Raw genomic sequence first — 17,718 nt, 5'->3', positions numbered from 1 at the left:
TTTTGATCCCTTTCTCAAGGGAAAATCCGGTAATAGCGTATGCTTCCGATGCAGCTTTCTTTCAGAAAGCTTTTAGGCGAACGCTTCGCTTTTTCAGGTTTTTTCTGTCCTCTCCGTTATCGTGTAAATGATTAGTTCATCTCAAATAGACATTTTAAAAAGACGTGCGTGAACGTGCCCAGTTCCAGAGATCTTCACGTTTCATCTCGGCCAGGTGCAGCATGTCCACATATGGATCTCCCTGTAGTCCAAGTACAGAAGCAAAAGCAGGCTCCGTCTTCCACCCTGCCTGTTTCAGACTGCGGATCTCACGATGTCCCGCGTCTCCCCACAGTTGCAACAATCTCCACTCTACGATCATATGTAGGTATGCATTCTGCCTGTAAACTGGCACGGATTGGGCAAAAATCTCCACAGGCCAATGTCCCACTTGCAAATTACAAGTCACATAAGGACGTTGGTCTGGAAGATCCCCACCACGTACACATTGAAATTCAGCAACGGCTCCGATTCGATTGTGTATCTCGGCTTCAAACACGTCCAGATCCTCTGCATAACACAGCAGATCCAGATCACTGCCAGGTATATCAATATCAATTGGCACCGTTCCTGCTGGATATGGGTAATAGTCAGCTAATATATAAAGCAAGCCACTGCTCTGTAACACATGATAGGCGTCCTGCTGACGTGCATTACCCGAAGCCAGATGTGCCATTACTTCTGGGGTAGTACTCATCTCCCCGCCTTGGGCCACAGTTAGTTCGAGCCTCCTGTAATGACCTGTTTCACACGTCCCACTTGACCGCTTGTCAGTCGTACTTTGATTCCGTGTGGATGCGTAGGTGACTTGGTTAACAGATCCTTCACAATGCCACGTGTCAGCTTACCAGTAGCTTGATCCTGCTTCAGCACAATGTCCACTTCCAGACCTGGCTTAATATTTACACGTTGTTGTCCATTCATTATGTTCACTCTCCTCTATGTCGTGATTCATACCATTTATACTATATACCCTTAAACACAAAGCTCCATCTATTGTAGACGTTTTGGTTTCAAAACAAAAGGGACACGGCAATAACCCCCTAAGGCTGGTTCCACGGTTGATATGAAGATCAAGATAAAGAAACCGCAGGTCTCTTCATCTGAGACCTGCGGTTTCTAATTGGATTGGTCATGTTCAGGGCTGCACATGCTTCAAAATAGACGAAGGCGAAGTTCCATCCTTCGTAGCTTCGCGTGCCTTTACAGCAAGTAGCTCAGACACCGTAACGAATTGGTACCCCTGCTGCTGTAACTTCGGCAGGATCGTTTTGAGTGCTGCTACCGTATGCGACTTGCCTTCCACCTTATCGTGAAAAAGTACAATATCCCCATTACGTGCGTTCTTCAACACTTTGTTAACGATAGCCGATACACCTGGAGAAGCCCAGTCCCGTGTATCCTGATGCCAAGACCAGAGTACAATGGTATACCCTTTTTGTTTGGCAGCCTGGATGACCATGTCATTGTAGTAGCCGCCCGGTGGTCTGAATAACAGGGGACGCTCCGCGCCAGCTTTAATAATGGAACTTTCCGCTTCGTTCATATCCTTCATGTACTTGTCCGCACTAGTTGATCGAACTGCATACGTGTGCGCATACGTATGGTTGGCGATTTCATGCCCTTCGAGCTGTTCCTGCTTAATCAGTTCAGGAAATTTATCTGCCCATTTGCCAAGTACAAAAAAAGTTCCTTTAGCATGATACTGCTGTAACAAAGCCAGGATCTGCGGAGTCTGAATCGGATCTGGCCCATCATCAAAGGTAAGGGCGATGAGTTTATCCTGTGTGGGAACTTCCCACACAATCTCTCCTCGTTCTTCATAATACTGACGGTTCTTCTGTACAGGCTTTGCATAGGCAGAACTGCTACCCAGCAAAATAATTAGCGTGAACATTCCGATGACTCGGGCTGCCTTCAGGTTCATGTGGTGTCCTCACTTTGTCTTCATACGTAAACTCCCTGTTAGCATTTCCCGATTCACCCGAACTCATTAACGAAAGATCTGATCCACGACTGCAATTTCCTCAGCAGTTAATTCCACATTTAATGTTTGCAGATTGTTAATGACCTGCTCTGGTCGCTTGGCACCCGGAATCAATGCATCAATAGAAGGCTGAGTCAGGTACCAGGCCAGAACCAGATGAGCGACCTCAACATCCTTGGATTGTGCTATGCTGCGCAGTTGTTCAACTTTATCGAGATTTTCAATGAAAGCTTCACCTGTAAACAGCGGGTTCTTTGAACGTCCATCCTGAAAGGTTGTATCACGATTATATTTCCCGCCCAGCAGTCCCGCTGCCAGAGGGAAGTAAGAAACAAAAGAAATGTTATGCTCAGCCGTATACGGCAACAGCTCTTTCTCCGCTTCTCTTTTGAACAGATTATATTCAGATTGCAGTACGTCTACATGCCCGTCCTTGTTGGCTTCACGCAACTGATCGATGGAGAAGTTGGATACACCAATGGCACGAATTTTGCCAGCGCCTTTCAATTGTTTTAACGCATCTACCGCCTCATCCTTAGGCGTATGTTCATCCGGAAAGTGGATGTAGAACAGATCAATGTAATCGGTTTGCAGACGTTTCAACGCCTCATCCACGGATGTTTTCAGAAAAACAGGTGAGTTATCTATGACAATCTTGCCATCCACTAATTTATGAGCTGCCTTGGTTGCAATGATGGTATTCTGACGCTGACCGGTTTCCTTCAATACTTCACCGATCAGTCGTTCGGAATGCTCCGGTCCATAGATGTACGCCGTATCCACAAAGTTAATACCTTGTTTCAAAGCTGTACGAACCACTTCCTTACCTGTCTCATCATTCAGCATGTCCGGATAGATATTATGTCCGCCTACTGCATTCGCACCCAGTCCAATGGGATTCACGATCAGATCCGTCTTGCCCAACCGAATTTGTTGTTCTGCCATGTCTCATCTCTCCTTCACTGATCGAATAAGTATAATTTAGTTGTAACGTCTTTCTTGTCCCATATTATATCAAACCGTTTAGCATATTTAAAATATCGGATTTATCGGATTAGGTATTTTTCAGCGCAGTTGCTTCCACGTCGTTAATAAACCGGCGCAGTTTTGCAGCCACATCACGGGTGATTTCACCGTTTTCATACAGTTGTTGCACTGTATTACGCTGTTCCTGAATGGCCACCATCTGCAACTCCAGCTTCTCCTGATTAAACGGATCTTCCGTTTTACCCTGATTCCAGGTGCGCAATTTGGCAATTACACGCTCATACTTGGCAATGACCGACAGTGCGACAACTCGATTCCCATCGTTCATATGGGCACGAATGGCCTTAATGGCTGCTTCAGAGGTACGTAACTTCACCTGACGGAACAGTTCTGCATTTTCAAGCATGAATGGTTGGTTCGGCTTCTCGGACCGGTTGGTGAACAGATGTCCTAACACACGCCCGATCTCGCTGATCGAAGTCATGAACTGAGTATTTGTGCGATTCGCCAGCATCATTTCCTTGCGATCCAGCCAGCTGTCACATTTGAAGGCCGCATCAGAAGCAATTGCATTTTCGTCCAGCATTACTTCAACTTCTTTACGCTCCGCCCGGGTGGCAATCAGGTTAATAGCCGTTTCTTGTTTCTGAATATCTTTGCGTTTATCGGCGGTAAGCTGACCTGCGGCCTGTCTGATGTACTTGGACAAGTCGGAGACAACCGCGAGTGCTGCAGCTTTGTTCTCATCGTTCATTTCGGATTTGACAGCTCGTATTGCCGCATTCAGCATAATGTCATGTGCTTTTCGTTCTGACTTCTGCGGTGTTTCTTCTGTGGATTTCCCATCGTCTTTGGCCAGAACTGGAAGAAACACACTCGCCGCAATTAGAGAGAAGAGGATAACCCCTGCCGCCAGGAAAATAATCAGATCCCGTTCAGGGAAAGGTGATCCATCCTGAAGCACATAAGGAATGGAAAACGCACCCGCCAATGTTACAGCCCCCCGCACCCCAGAGAGGGAAATGATCGTTATATCCTTGAATCTAGGTCTGCCAATTGAGGATTTGGTACGCAGCATTTCATTCCCTTGCCAGAACAGATAGATCCAGAGAAAACGCAGAACCAGCAGTAGCACCGAGATCAAGCCCACATATCCCAACACCTGCAGATTATTAAACGAAACATTTTCAAAAATGGTACTCAACACATTCGGTACCTGTACACCCAAAATAACAAACACCAGACCATTTAGTATAAATAAAATGACTGACCAAGTGCTCGCAGATACCACCTGCATTTTCAACTGAACCGATTCAGCGCGGTCACGCTCAATGGCGTGGATAATACCGCCTGCCACTACCGCAAGAATACCTGATACCCCAATTTCTTCACTTACCAGATAGATGATAAATGGCGTCAGGATTTGCAGCAACATGTGAATGGTCACATCTTCCATGCCCAATCTACGGATCCATACCCCTAGCCTGATTAACAGAAAAGATAACAATGCCCCGACAAGAAGTCCACCAATCGCAATCAGAATAAAACTGAAGGTTGCCTGCGCCAGGGAAAACACACCTGTAACCGTGGCTGCAATCGCGAATTTGAAGGCCACGAGGCCGGATGCATCATTCATTAATGCTTCACCTTCAAGAAGCCTATGTATGCCTTTGGGCAAATGTACTCGCCCTGCCATGGCGCCAACGGCAACAGCGTCTGTCGGCGACAGTATGGCTGCAAGAGCAAAAGCAGCAGGTAACGGAATCGAAGGAATCAGCCAGTGAATGGCATATCCTGCCACAACCACCGTCACGAACACCAGTCCCAGCGCAAGCAGAAGTATAGGTGCACGCAGATTCCATAATTCATTCCTTGGTGTTCGCTTACCATCGTTGTATAACAAAGGTGCGATGAACAGTACAAAGAACAACTCCGGATTCAGCGGCAGATGAACACCTGCAGGAAGCAAAGCTATAGCTACACCAAGCACAATTTGAATGAGCGGAATGGGAATAAAGGGTACAAACCGGTTTAAAATATTGGATAAACCAATCAGTACCAGTAACACAAGTACGGCAATAAATATTTCCATGATGACAAATCCCTTTCCGCTATAGAAGTGGTGAAACCTTTGTTGTATAGGTTTATTTTAACATAATCCAGACTTTGTTATAAAAATATTGTCATATTCATATACCCATTTAACTGCTCTCAGACTAGTTTATATAATTGAAACTAATCATTTACACGACAACGGAGAGGACAGAAAAAACCTGAAAAAGCGAAGCGTTCGCCTTTATCCCCGGATTTTCCCCTTTGGAAAAGGAAATCAAAAAAATCTGGGGATAACAGCGATTGGAAGGTTATTCTGTCATCGTAGTGTCAGTGTAAATAATCTTTAGTTAACTTATATAGATTGAAGAATTCTGATGGATTCTGTATATAAGATGTTACAATATGCTCAGGACAATACCCGTTTGGAAAGGAACTTGCATCTATGGCATTTGGAATTAAACGACAGGAGCTTGCTGCGTGGAAGGAACAAGTGGCTCGTGGTGAGATTGCGTACCTCACTCATTTCTGGATTGACAACCGATTCCCCGGTATCACCAGTGTCACCAAAGTTGGCTGTGCAAATCTGGAACGTCTCGAGCGTTGGTGCAACGATCATGGGCTGGACCCGCGATACATTCATCGGCGGCAGCCATTTCCCCACTTTGACCTGATGGGCAGCAAACAAAAAGAAGTTTTGATCCAGGAAGGCTTTACGGATCATGTGGCTCGCTTTCATTTGTAAATCAACTCAAAAACGCCAGTCTTCAAGATTCATCCCCCCGCAATTAGGGACGAACTCATGAGGACTGACGTCTTCAAGGATCAAGTCATATCTGGACTATCGGTGGATCTGCTCAAACGACTTCATGTTCTCCAGCAGTTTCAGCTCAATTTTCTTCAGCATGCCAAACATCTGCTGTTGCTCCTCTTCGGAAAGTGCTTGCAACAATTCCCACGTCATTCGGCCGCGATTCGCATTAAGTGTCTTGGCGAGCTGCACGCCTTCATCCGTTAAGGACAGCCACACAATTCTCCGATCTTCTTCACTGCGCACCCGCTGGATCAACCCTTCCGTCTCCAGTTGATTCAGTACAATAGTGGTCGCGCCGGAAGACAAACTGAGTTGTCTGGCCACATCAACCGCCATGCAACGTTTTTCACGTAAAATCATGCCCAATATATGACTTTTTGTCGGATTCAGTTTACAGTTGGTTTCGGTCTTCTGCTGCTGATCCAATACTTTGTTTTTATATCTGAAGAAGGCCTCCAACAATTGATCTACATTTGCCAATTGAGAGTTTCGCTCCGTATCCGGGCTCATAAACGTTCCTCCGCCTTTCATCATAACCTACCTTATATTGTAACATATTTACACTATGATGTTTGTGAAAAATGCGCTTGTATCCGACACCCTATCGTTGACTGCATGACTCTTGTTTTATTTTGGGTTTCACCTATTGCATTATAGCAACGGGTTTGTTTATAATAACCTATATCTTTAAAGTTACTTTTAGTTACTTAATGATTTTAATAAATCTGTTGTTATAAAGTAAATAAAGCGTCACCATTATATTGCAAGGGACTTATGCACATGAATCAGAATACACAATCTCAACTTAAAACAGATGTTTGCATCGTCGGCGCTGGACCTGGCGGTGCTTTGCTTTCTTATTTACTGAACCAAAATGGAATCTCCACGATGCTCATTGAACGGCAGTCCCACCTGCACAAGTCGTTTCGCGGGGAGTTGCTCAATATGGACGGCGAAGCCATTTTAAATAAACACAGCCTCTATTCCCTCATCCAGGAACGCGGAGCACTGCTCTTGGAACAGATTCAGTATTGGGAAAATGGGCAGATTATTCATACGGTATCACCGGGCAATGGAGAATCTCATGTTGGTATTCATGTACCCCAAGATCATCTCCTGGAAGCCATCGTGTCGCATGCTCGGCAGCACAGTTCATATGAACAAGTACTTTTCAATACGATTATGACCGGTTTGTTACGAGACAAGAACGGCCAGGTCGTGGGTATTAACATTCGGAAGAACGGCGTTCCTGCCTCCATTGAGGCATCTGTTATTGTGGGTGCTGATGGCAGATACTCTGCTGTACGCAAACATTCCGGTATGACCCCGGAGATTCGCAAGCACGGGTATGATCTGCTCTGGGCACGCATTCCGGCACCCGTAGGCTGGGAACCCGCTGTTCGAATGGCCAGCATGGATGGTCAACAGCTCGCACTGTTCTCACAGTTCGGCGGTTATGTTCAGATTGGATGGAACATTCCCGAGGGAGCATACTCCAAGCTGCGAGAGCAGCCGATTGCTCCTTTTGTAGATAAACTTGTATCTGCTTTTCCTTGCCTGTCTGATTCTGTAGCTGCCAACATTCAGAGCTGGAGTGATTTTGTTCTGTTATCTGTCGAAAGCAGCTATTGCCCGTCGTGGGCACAGGACAATGTTGTACTCATCGGTGATGCCGCTCATACCATGACACCAACCGGTGCGTTTGGACTTAATGCCGCGCTCGAAGATGCGGATGTGCTCTCCGAATTACTTGTCCAAATGGCTGCAGATCAATTCAGTTCCACTGCACAACTTCAGGAACTTCAGACGATTCGCGGGGCAAAGGTACAGCAACAACTTGCTCGGCAAGTGGAGATGGAATCCTCTTTCCAACAGCGTTATGAATCCTTTCTCTAAACCCAGTTAATACGGATTAAATGCCTATATGCCCAAACAGCCGATCACTTCCTTATAGAGAAGAATCGGCTGTTTGGTTTGTTGGTTTATCTTTTTTATGTAATTCCGTATCCTTCTTCATTTTCGTTTGCGTGGAGCAAACGTGTCTTCTCTGGGTGCTCCTTCTTGTACAGTATCAACGTCCTTCGGATAGGATGAGATGTTATCTTTTTCATATACTGCTTTCTCCAGATTGCTTAAGCGGCGCAATACTTGTTTGCTTTTACGAACGATATATACGATACCAATAATCAGCAGGATCAACATCAGAATGAATATAACCATCTCCGGGTAAAAGACAAATGACATGAATCCACCTCCTTTGAAAACGATTTCTTTATCATTCTAACCCGAATGTGCCAAGATGGGAACCCGATTGGAAGTTTCGCTTGTGGAATAAGGACAAAACCATCTGACACAACGACAGGAACTCACCCTGCTGCAAAAAGTAAAAAAGGTGGCATCCCTGATCAGGATTACCACCTTGAACCTCGAATAAGATTCGAAGTCTGTGATTATTATTTTATCCTTCTCTGCCGTTCATGGCACTAACTCGAAGTTCTGTCAGTGGCAGAGACGTTTGCTCTGGGTGAAGTAGTCTCACTGTTCGGCTCTCACCGGGGAGCAGATCGAAATAATTGTCACTGAATCGGACACGCCCAAGGGGAAGCTCCAGCTTCACCAATCGTGCAATCGCACCACTGGCCGTAACCGTAACAGACTGCTCCTCCTCGTTCACATGTACGCTCAATTGCGACTCTGGCAACGTCACATCCTTAGGATCGCGCAAGAAGTAACGATTACTCGGTGCCGCAAATCCTTCGGATACCAACTCAACCATTACTTCCTCCGCGCGTCTACCCTGTAATACCTCTACTTCAGTTGATTCAGCAATACACCGTGAGGATTGGGATGTTACCTCAACAGCATGTGAGCTGGAGTAGATCTTCTCTCCATTCAATGCATAGACATTGAGTCGAAGCTCCCCCTTCAAGACGTCACGTGTATCGTTCACAACCCACAACGCAAGCGGCTCCCCCGGCTCATGCTCCAGTGACAACAGGACAGGATGAAAGAATATTTTCCCATAATAAAAGGATGCCTTCGGCAGCAGTTCATAATCAATCATGGACCAGCTTGTCCCTGGCCAACTGTCATTCAATTGCCACACAAGCGCACCGCTGTTACGGTGATTAATACGTCGGAAATGTTCAATTCCATAGCGCAATCCTTCTGCTTGAGTCAGCATGGAATAGTTCATGTATTCCTCTATATTTTGCGGAATCCCTGTATAACCCTCCATTAGCAAAATGCCTTTCTGGTGATTGGTATCCTTGTTACGATAGGCCATCTCCGGACTCCCCCAGTAAAACTGCCCTGCAGGCATATTTTTCTCCAGCGTGTAACGGTTGGCCGAGGCATGCATACCAAATTCACTGCTGAACAACGCATGATCGTTTTTGTAATTTTTGAACGTTACACCTTCAATACTGTAGTCCAGCAGCGGCGGCTCTCCATGCTTCCTTGGATAGACCGAACCATGCCATACCTGCCAGTTGTGACGATCCCCCACATCCGGGTCATTCGCATCCTGACCGTTGCTGTCCCCGAACGGCGAAGAAGGCCAGTATGGACGAGACAGATCCAATCGCTCCAGCACTTCAGGGATCAGCTCATGATAGATAAGTTCACCGTAGAACGGGCTGGTAATATCTCCACTCGCCGACTTCATATCATAGAGCCAGTCAATCTCATTATTCCCACACCAGATGGCAAGCGAAGCACGGTTACGCAGGCGCAAGACATTGTTTTCTACCTCTTGCCGCACATTATCCATGAAATCACGATTGAAATCCGGGAACAACGCGTTCGCGAATGCAAAATCCTGCCACACCAGCACCCCTTGCCGATCACACTCATCGTAGAAGACATCCTTCTCATATATACCACCAGCCCAGACACGCAGCATGTTCATATGACCTTCCACCGACAGCTCCACAAGCTCACGATACCGGGAGGTTGGGATGGCACCAATCAGATGATCAGCCGGAATCCAGTTGGCACCCTTGGCGTATACTTTGACTCCGTTCAGAATAAAAGTAAATGCATCCTCACCCTGTTCATTGTGAAGAGCGAGCTCAATTGTTCGTAACCCATAAGGCTCGTTATAACGATCCACCTCAACGCCATCGGCGTATAATGTAACCTCCAGCGTATACAGATACGGCTCACCCAGATCATGAGTCCACCATAACTGAGGTGACGTAACGTTTAATGTGATATCTGCCTTACCACCTTCTACAGGTAATTCAGTGGCACCTGCCACATCGTTTCCGCTGCGATCCAGCAGACGAATATTACAGGTCGCAACCACAGCCTGCTCACGTTTCTGTCTGCTACGGTAAGACAAGACCGACTTCACATCCGCCGTGACATGTAATACAGCAAGCTCTATACTGACTGATTCCGTTCGGGCATACACACTTTCCAGCTTGGCGATTGTTCGTTTTTCCAGCCGTACAGCACCCCAGATCCCCACCGTAACCATACGCGGACCCCAGTCCCAGCCAAAGTTCATCGCTGCTTTGCGCAACCACGGTCGTTCCTTCGTATACGAGGACCAGTCGAAGGTTTCTTTGTCCCGGTGATGCAGGTGAAGCGGATCAAACTTGACAGCAATCGCATTCCAGCCGCTGCGTACCAGAGACGTTACATTAAACGTATGTGACATAAGCATATTGGCCGTTTTCCCAACTTCATGGCCATTGACATATACCGTTGCAAACGTATCCAATCCTTCGAACACCAATTCAAAGTGCTCCTCGGTCTCTGCATCTTTCACCAGATTGAAGGTTGTGCGGTACCACCATTCCTTTTGCTCAATCCAGCGACTTTTGGCATCATTATGTCCGTAATAGGGCGGATCAATGATACTGCGTTCAACCAGTGCAGCGTGTACATCGCCAGGCACTTCAGCCCCAATCCAGAAACGGTCATCCAGTGTAGCAGCTGCCACATCCATTGCCCGCTTCTCTCCAACTTCAAAATGCTGTATCTTCCATTGTCCCGATAAATCCTGACTTGAACTATGGGTCTTCATCAGTATGCCCTCACTCTCCAATATCTCTGAGTAATACCATATCGAAAACGTTTGCAGAAATGCAAGACATGTTTCCCAATCTCCTCATTTCTAACTTCCCGAAGGCTTAAACGACATTGCCTCCTCGCGATATTCACTCGGGGTTTTGCCGGTATGTTTTTTGAACAGTCTGCTAAAATATTTCACGTCCTCGTAGCCGCTGATGGCAGCGACTTCACTAACCTTAGCTGGAGACACCGCGAGCATATCCATCGCTCTTCGTATACGCATATCGGTGACAAAATCTCCGAAGGTCACACCCATTTCTTTTTTAAACAGTTCACTGAGGTGACCCGGATGCAAATGAACATGTCCAGCTACCTGCTGCAGATTAATATCCTGCGCCAATGAAGATTCAATATAACCGATAGCCCTCTGCACATGGGCAGCCTGTCCCTGACCCATTCGGCTATGATAGACATGCATCAGACCATACAGATGATGGAACAGCATATCCCCGAGGTCACCAGCTTCAGCATCCGGTTCCGGCAACCAGGGCTCGAGCCTTGCGGGTTCTTCATGCCCTGTGGCTCGCATTGTGCGAGTTAGCCAGCGATGACCTGCAATGACGGCTGAGTGCAAACAAGCACTGAACGATTCTGGTGTGACCTCCGGTTCCGTAACAAGATTAGCCACAAGTTCCCGCGTCCATGTCGTTAACGTGACTGAATCATTATCCAGCAATATTGTACCAAGTCTGGTCTCCTCTTCGTGCGTAAGTACAGTTTTACCGCCTTGGCGATCCTGAACGTGCTCATAATGCCATACTTTGTAATTCATCAAACCCCGATATCGGAATGCAGCTGAAGCAGTTCTGTAGCTTTCGTGCAGATCTGCATATCCACGCACAGGCAGACCTACGGCTGCGCGCAGGGTGCACTTCAGTAATTGCTCCACCCGACGTAATGCACTCTCCAGCCTGAACGTAGTTTCATGTTCCACAGGCGGCCATGAAACTACACAAATAATTTGCTGTTTCTCTACATGAGCAATGGCACCAGGTAACATATCCTCCAGAGTATTCTGCACCGCAAATCGTAATAGCGCATCCGAGGATCGATCCCAACCCTCCGCTCGAAGAATAATGACTTGTCTGAGAATCTGTTCATCATCAAGGCCAACAACCCCTGCCTCTTTTCCAGCATCAGTTCGCAAGAATGAAGGAAAATGACCCGAAGCGGTGTCACCATCAATGATCCATCCAGCAAATAACCGCTCCCGATTCTCCCGCATAAGTTGGCCCTCTCTGGACTTCTCTGCCCAACGTTCCGTGATTCGCTGTTTGGCCTGTAATACGGTCTTGATAATCTCCTCCGGCTTACTTGTTTTGAGCAGATAATCTGTAACACCTTGGCGAATCGCTTGTTGGGCATAAGAAAAGTCATCGTATCCAGACAAAATAATGACCTCCAGCTCAGGTAACAATCGCAGACCCTCTTCTGCCAGTTCCAGTCCCGATCTGCCTGTCATCCGAATATCCGTCATCAGGATATGTGGACGTTCCTCAGCCAAGCGTGTTAACGCCTCCTCTGCCGAGGCAGCAGGTTGAAGAAGTTCAATTCCGAGGTCATGCCAAGCGATAACGCTGGCAAGCCCTGTACGGATAATCACTTCATCATCAACAATTAATAGTCTCATGGCGAACCCTCCAAGATTGGAATGGAAAACGAAATCCGGGTACCTCCCCCAACCCTGCTGTCTACTTCAAGCTGTGCATCCGCTCCATAATGGAGCAGCAGTCTCTCATTTACATTGCAGAGCCCATAACCGCCTTGGTTTAGCTGTTTTTCCGGCTGTTTTCCCTTCCATTCCCTAATACTTATCCTTAATTGCTCCAGTCTGTCCGGCTCCATGCCAACACCATCATCCAGCACGAGCACATTCATCTGTTCATTATCCGGGTCCTTACGAATCATTATGGTGATGGTGCCTACGCCTGCTTTGGGCTGAATGCCATGAATCATGGCGTTCTCAACGAGCGGTTGCAGCAATAGCTTCAGCATCACTCGCTTCTCAAGCGCTGGATCTACGATATAATGCAACACAAATTGATCAGGGAAACGAATCGACTGCACACGCACATAATGGCGAATATGAGCAATCTCCTGTTCCACAGGGCAATAATCCTGACCATTGTTTAAACTGATGCGTAGAAAGTCACTCAAGCCCTCAACCATATCCGCGATCCGCTTCTCTTCAGACATCAAGGCAATCCAATGAATTGAAGAGAGTGTGTTATACAGAAAGTGCGGGTTAATCTGCGCCTGAAGCACCCGAAGATCCGCTTCTTTTTTGCGAGCTTCACCTCGAATAACCTCTTCCTTCAATAACTGAATATGTGCACCGAGCAGATTGTAACTCTCCCCAAGCCTGCCAATCTCGTCATCACTTTCTGATCGAAACAAAGGAAGCGGGCGTTCCGGATCAATTCGAGACAGATGCCGGGTGAGTACACGAAGCGGCCTCGTCACACGCCGCACCGTAAACCAGACCAATCCAGCACTGATCACAGCAGACATGGCAACGGCGCAGCCAGTTAGAATAAGAATGTACCGATTCTCCGACTTGTACTGGTCATAAGGAACCGTTCCAACCAACGTCCACCCCGTCAGTTCTTCCGGATAATAGAGCAACGTCCGTTTATCGTCACCACTGCCATACGTGGTGGTTCCGCTACCGCCATCCTGAATCAACGTTGTAATCCCTGGTTCGACACCTTCCAGCTTAAGCCCAAGCCGGGATTTGTCCATCGAAGACAGAATCTCTCCAGAACTGCCGATGAGTTCCAGTCTGCCTTGCCCTCTGCCTAATCCCAGAGCGGCCCATCCCTTGGATATGGCCTTCTCATCCAGACTAATGGCTAACCAGCCGATGGGTCGATAATCATGGATACTGCGAATCGGCCGAACCAATGTGATCACATTTTGAATACCCGCGTAATTCTGAACTGGGTATACTCCCGTCCATTGTTTGACTGCTTCACCACTGGGAACAGAGGGATACGAAAGGTTGGATTCATTGGATTCATACCAGGTAGCGGTTGACAATGTGGCATCAAAACGTCCCGGATATATGGCGATGTTGGCGATATATTTCTTGGAAGCCGCCAGATTGGTCATTCTGCCCAGAATATCCACCCGGTCCAGCTCATGATCTTCATTGTGGCTAAGATACTGCTGGATGTCCCGTTCTCCAATCAGGAAAATGGAGAGATTCTCGGCATCCTGCAACATATAACGAAGATTTGCTTCTACCTGTTTCAGCGTATCCATGCCGGACAGCTTTGTTTTTTGCTCTGTGATGCTGGAAGAGATCAGAAAGGCGAACAGGCCCAAGGCCAGCAAAGGCACAATCATTGAAGCCGTCACAACGACGGATAGCTTCCTTTGTAATGAAGATGTGAGCCAGCGTGCCAAACGTTTCTCCTCCTCTGGATGCGCTTTCGCTTACCCTTTGACAGCTCCTGCGGTCATGCCTTTCATAACCTGTTCCTGGAATATAAGATACAGAATAATGGTTGGAATGACCGACAGGGTCATGGCAGCAAGCGTTAATCCGTAATCCGTCTGATATCCATCCGCAAAGTTCGCAATGGCCAGCGGTAACGTTTTCAATCCGGTTTTGTTGATGAACACAAGCGCAAATGAAAAGTCATTCCACGCATGCAGGAAACTCAGGATCGTAACCGTGGACAACGCAGGGACGGACATCGGCAGCATAATTCGGGTAAATAGCCCCCACAGGCCTGTTCCATCAATAAAAGCCGCCTCTTCAATGTCACGTGGAACACTTGTCAGATAAGCCGTAAGCACAAAAATTGCCGTAGGCAGTGCAAAAGCCGTATAAGGTAAGATTAAGGCCCAGTACGTATTCAACAATGACATCTGTTTCATCAGAATGAATAAAGGGACAAGTGTACTATGGATCGGAATGAGCATCCCCACAACAAAGAAGGTCATGATTAACCCTTTCCAGAGAAACTGGAAACGAGCCAGGATGAATGAAGCCAGCGCTGCAATAAACAGCGTCAGAATAAGTGACCCCACCGATACGATTAGTGAATTGCCAAAAGCGGTCCCCAGCCTGGAGCTTTCCCATGCATTGCTGAAATTGGCAACATTCCAGTTTTCCGGCAGTCCAAAGGGCCTGCTATAGAAATCTTCATTTGTTTTGAATGCACTAATCACGAGCCAGTAGAACGGATACAATGTTAAAATACCATAGACCGTCAGCAGCGTCCAAACAATTCCGCTACGTAGGCGGCGAATCGGATGGCCCGAGCTGCTTCGTGGTGATGGCATGGATACAGGTGTCACTTGCATGATAACTCCTCCTCTCTATTGATTCTCTTTTCGTTTGCGACTGGTTAGCCACTGGCTTGTTCCGATCAGCAGCAGCGAGATCAGTACGATGGTTGTTGAGATCGCACTACCAAAACCATATCGGTATGTTGTAAAGGTTGAATTGTACATATACGTTGCAAGCAGTTCCGTCGCATGTGCCGGACCACCCTTGGTCATGATGTAAACCAGATCGAATGATTTCAGACTACCCGAAATACATAGAATGATTGCAACCTGAACCGTACCCCAGATTATGGGCAAAGAGACCGATACCAGCTTCCGGATTCCTGAAGCACCGTCTATTTTGGCAGCATCATGAATCTCGCCTGGAATATTCTGCAACGCCGAGATGAAGATAATTAGATACAACCCAACAAAGCTCCAGAGCAGCGGCGGTACCAAAGAGAAAATGGCAATCTTGTCATCGGAAAGCCATTGCAGCTTCCAACTTTCCAGCCCCAGAGCGTCCAGCAGAAAATTCAATATCCCGATCTGCGGATGATAGATATACTGCCAGATCATACCGATAACGACAGTGGATAACACCATCGGCAGAAATACGGCTGAGCGCAGAAACCGCTGTAATGGATTGCTTTTGTGTAAGATGACCGCCAACATCAGCGCTAACGGAATTTGTCCAAAGACCGATGCCAACACAAAGATAACGTTATTTTTCAGTGCCCGCCAAAATACAGGATCATGCCAGATCTCTACGTAATTATCCATACCAATATATTTGGATGCGCCGATGCCGGACCAGTTGAAGAAACCGTAGTATGCCGACCATACGACCGGTACAAATACAAACAATGCATAAATGATGACTGCCGGGGCCAGCCCCAGCATAATAAAACGCCGACTTCGCAGTGCGTTCATCTGTTCACTTCCTCTCCTTGAATGAATGCCTTTCTCAACTTGCAACTGACTATCTCGTCCAGACTCAAAACCCCTCCCCTGCCGGGAAGGGGTTCTAACGAATGATTACTGACTAACTGCATTGGCTTGAGCCGCCTGAATTTTGGCTGCGATGTCTTCCGCCTTGCCGCCCATTAGTAGCTCTTGCAATGCATTATTAATAACCTCAACCGTTGCCGATCCCAGCTTGGAATCGTATACTGGCGTGATTTTCACTTCCTGCATCAGATCATATAATTCAACGAACAATGGATGTGCCTTGGTTTTGTCCAGATCAATCTTGTAACTCACCAATGTGCTGCTATCCAACGTGGCCTTCTGACCATCAGGTCCTGCCAGCGCGTAGAACAGCTCCATCGCTGCCTCTTTTTGTGCGCCGCTCAGCTTTTTACTTACACCCAACCCGGTTCCTACAACACCGGATGTTGTTCTTGGTTCACCCTGACCTCCGTCCACTGGAGGAAGAATCGTAATATGTGTGTTGTTCAACACCTCTTCAGGTGCATTGTTCACCAGATTAGCCAAGGCCCATCCGCCGTTCATGACCATCGCTGCCTTACCTTGGAAATAAAGCTGCATCATCTGTGTCTCATCGATACTATTGAATCCATCCTGGAATGCCTTGGTGTTGCCAAGCTCCTGCATCTTGTTCAAGGCTTCAATAAATTGCGGATCGGTAAAACTTGCACCATCTTGTGCTGCCGCTTTCAGGAACCAGTCCGTACCGGTAATCCGATCAGCCAGTGTACTGAATATCGTTGATTGAGCTACCCAGTTGGCCTTGTTGCCAAGTGCCATGGGAATGACTTTATTTTGATTAAAAGTAGCAATCGCTTGTTCCAGTTCCGCCCATGTCTCAGGCACTTTTACGTTGTACTGTTTGAAAAGAGCTTCATTGTAATAAATGAAGGAACTTGGCGCCAGATTCATCGGCACGGAGTAGATATTCCCGTCTACGGTGTATCCGTCCAGTGCATTCGGGATAAAGTTATCTTTCCACTCCGGCTTTGCGTCCAGCTCTGCATTAATGGGCTGTAACAGATCCCCTTTGACAAATTCCTTCGTCATGGCATCCGGCCACATCACGAACAGGTCTGGCATCTCGTTGGCAGCTGCCACCGTACGAAGCCGGGTTTTGAGACCATCTGTTGGCAAGCCTTCATCCACAACTTCGATATCTGGATGCGCCGCGCGGAAATCTTCAATAATTTTGCGCATCGCAACCGCCTTTGCGTCCTGTCCGGTCCAGTTGTGCCAGAGTGTGACGGTTACTTTGTCGTTGCCGCTGCCTCCTTCTGAAGTGTCCCCGCCAGCACAGCCAGCCAGAATAATGGAGAACAATGTTATTGCCAGGAAACCCGAAAGCCATTTTTTCAACATCTCTATAATCCCCCTCGGCGATTTGAATACACTTATTGTAAATGGTAACGCTATCATACCGTAAGGTGACGATCCACGGATGCAGGGGTGAAAAATATCGGTTCCCCTGTTTGGAACTTACTTTGCT

The 17,718-nt window shown here is 47.2% G+C and carries 15 protein-coding genes; 2 read left to right on the top strand and 13 right to left on the bottom strand.

All coding sequences use genetic code 11. The features are described from left to right. Positions 1–154: 154 nt before the first annotated feature. The 5 genes from MKY66_RS10510 to MKY66_RS10490 all read right to left on the bottom strand — a co-directional run bounded on the left by MKY66_RS10510 (position 155) and on the right by MKY66_RS10490 (position 5,105). Positions 155–736 carry a DUF4269 domain-containing protein gene (locus MKY66_RS10510; protein ID WP_076209497.1) on the bottom strand — a complete coding sequence of 194 codons (582 nt, stop codon included), beginning with the start codon at positions 734–736 and terminating at the stop codon, positions 155–157. 20 nt (positions 737–756) lie between these two features. Continuing rightward, entirely contained in the window at positions 757–963 is a 207-nt protein-coding gene (locus tag MKY66_RS10505; protein ID WP_026081155.1) for a YwbE family protein, read from the bottom strand. A 214-nt stretch (positions 964–1,177) separates the two neighbouring features. After that, a complete protein-coding gene (locus MKY66_RS10500) occupies positions 1,178–1,966 on the bottom strand; it encodes a polysaccharide deacetylase family protein (protein WP_076208984.1) in 789 nt (262 codons plus the stop codon). Between the two features lie 66 nt (positions 1,967–2,032). Continuing rightward, on the bottom strand, positions 2,033–2,971 hold the full coding sequence (locus tag MKY66_RS10495; protein WP_076208985.1) for an aldo/keto reductase: 939 nt from the start codon (positions 2,969–2,971) through the stop codon (positions 2,033–2,035). A gap of 109 nt (positions 2,972–3,080) precedes the next feature. Next, positions 3,081–5,105 (bottom strand): Na+/H+ antiporter, encoded by a 2,025-nt coding sequence (locus MKY66_RS10490; protein WP_076208986.1) that lies wholly within the window; start codon positions 5,103–5,105, stop codon positions 3,081–3,083. 405 nt (positions 5,106–5,510) lie between these two features. Between MKY66_RS10490 and MKY66_RS10485 the strand changes: the two genes are divergently transcribed. Continuing rightward, positions 5,511–5,810, top strand: a complete 300-nt coding sequence (locus MKY66_RS10485; RefSeq protein ID WP_076208987.1) for a hypothetical protein — start codon at positions 5,511–5,513, stop codon at positions 5,808–5,810. Between the two features lie 96 nt (positions 5,811–5,906). Here MKY66_RS10485 and MKY66_RS10480 read toward each other — a convergent pair whose 3' ends face one another. Further along, the gene (locus MKY66_RS10480) at positions 5,907–6,389 is read right to left on the bottom strand and encodes a MarR family transcriptional regulator (RefSeq protein WP_076208988.1); all 483 of its coding nucleotides are present in this window, start codon (positions 6,387–6,389) and stop codon (positions 5,907–5,909) included. Between the two features lie 270 nt (positions 6,390–6,659). Between MKY66_RS10480 and MKY66_RS10475 the strand changes: the two genes are divergently transcribed. Then, a complete protein-coding gene (locus tag MKY66_RS10475; RefSeq protein WP_076208989.1) occupies positions 6,660–7,775 on the top strand; it encodes an FAD-dependent monooxygenase in 1,116 nt (371 codons plus the stop codon). 117 nt (positions 7,776–7,892) lie between these two features. On the opposite strand, the gene MKY66_RS10470 is transcribed toward MKY66_RS10475, so the two are convergent. The 7 genes from MKY66_RS10470 to MKY66_RS10440 form a co-directional block, all read right to left on the bottom strand. After that, entirely contained in the window at positions 7,893–8,123 is a 231-nt protein-coding gene (locus MKY66_RS10470) for a hypothetical protein (protein WP_076208990.1), read from the bottom strand. 214 nt (positions 8,124–8,337) lie between these two features. Next, the gene (locus MKY66_RS10465) at positions 8,338–10,914 is read right to left on the bottom strand and encodes a glycoside hydrolase family 2 protein (protein ID WP_076208991.1); all 2,577 of its coding nucleotides are present in this window, start codon (positions 10,912–10,914) and stop codon (positions 8,338–8,340) included. A gap of 90 nt (positions 10,915–11,004) precedes the next feature. Then, complete coding sequence (locus MKY66_RS10460) at positions 11,005–12,591, bottom strand: helix-turn-helix domain-containing protein (RefSeq protein WP_076208992.1); 1,587 nt, start codon at positions 12,589–12,591, stop codon at positions 11,005–11,007. Further along, positions 12,588–14,369, bottom strand: coding sequence for a sensor histidine kinase (locus tag MKY66_RS10455; RefSeq protein WP_076208993.1), 1,782 nt, complete (start codon positions 14,367–14,369; stop codon positions 12,588–12,590). The genes MKY66_RS10460 and MKY66_RS10455 overlap by 4 nt, the downstream gene beginning before the upstream one ends. A gap of 30 nt (positions 14,370–14,399) precedes the next feature. Then, a complete protein-coding gene (locus MKY66_RS10450) occupies positions 14,400–15,254 on the bottom strand; it encodes a carbohydrate ABC transporter permease (protein ID WP_256704141.1) in 855 nt (284 codons plus the stop codon). Positions 15,255–15,290: 36 nt separating this feature from the next. Then, on the bottom strand, positions 15,291–16,172 hold the full coding sequence (locus tag MKY66_RS10445; protein WP_036609591.1) for a sugar ABC transporter permease: 882 nt from the start codon (positions 16,170–16,172) through the stop codon (positions 15,291–15,293). A 105-nt stretch (positions 16,173–16,277) separates the two neighbouring features. Continuing rightward, on the bottom strand, positions 16,278–17,591 hold the full coding sequence (locus tag MKY66_RS10440; protein ID WP_076208995.1) for an extracellular solute-binding protein: 1,314 nt from the start codon (positions 17,589–17,591) through the stop codon (positions 16,278–16,280). Between the last annotated feature and the right edge of the window lie 127 nt (positions 17,592–17,718).

It is taken from the genome of Paenibacillus sp. FSL R5-0766 (assembly GCF_037971845.1).
GTDB lineage: Bacteria > Bacillota > Bacilli > Paenibacillales > Paenibacillaceae > Paenibacillus.
Note: the sequence above shows the minus strand (reverse complement) of the source record. Positions and strands in the feature narration are given on the sequence as shown.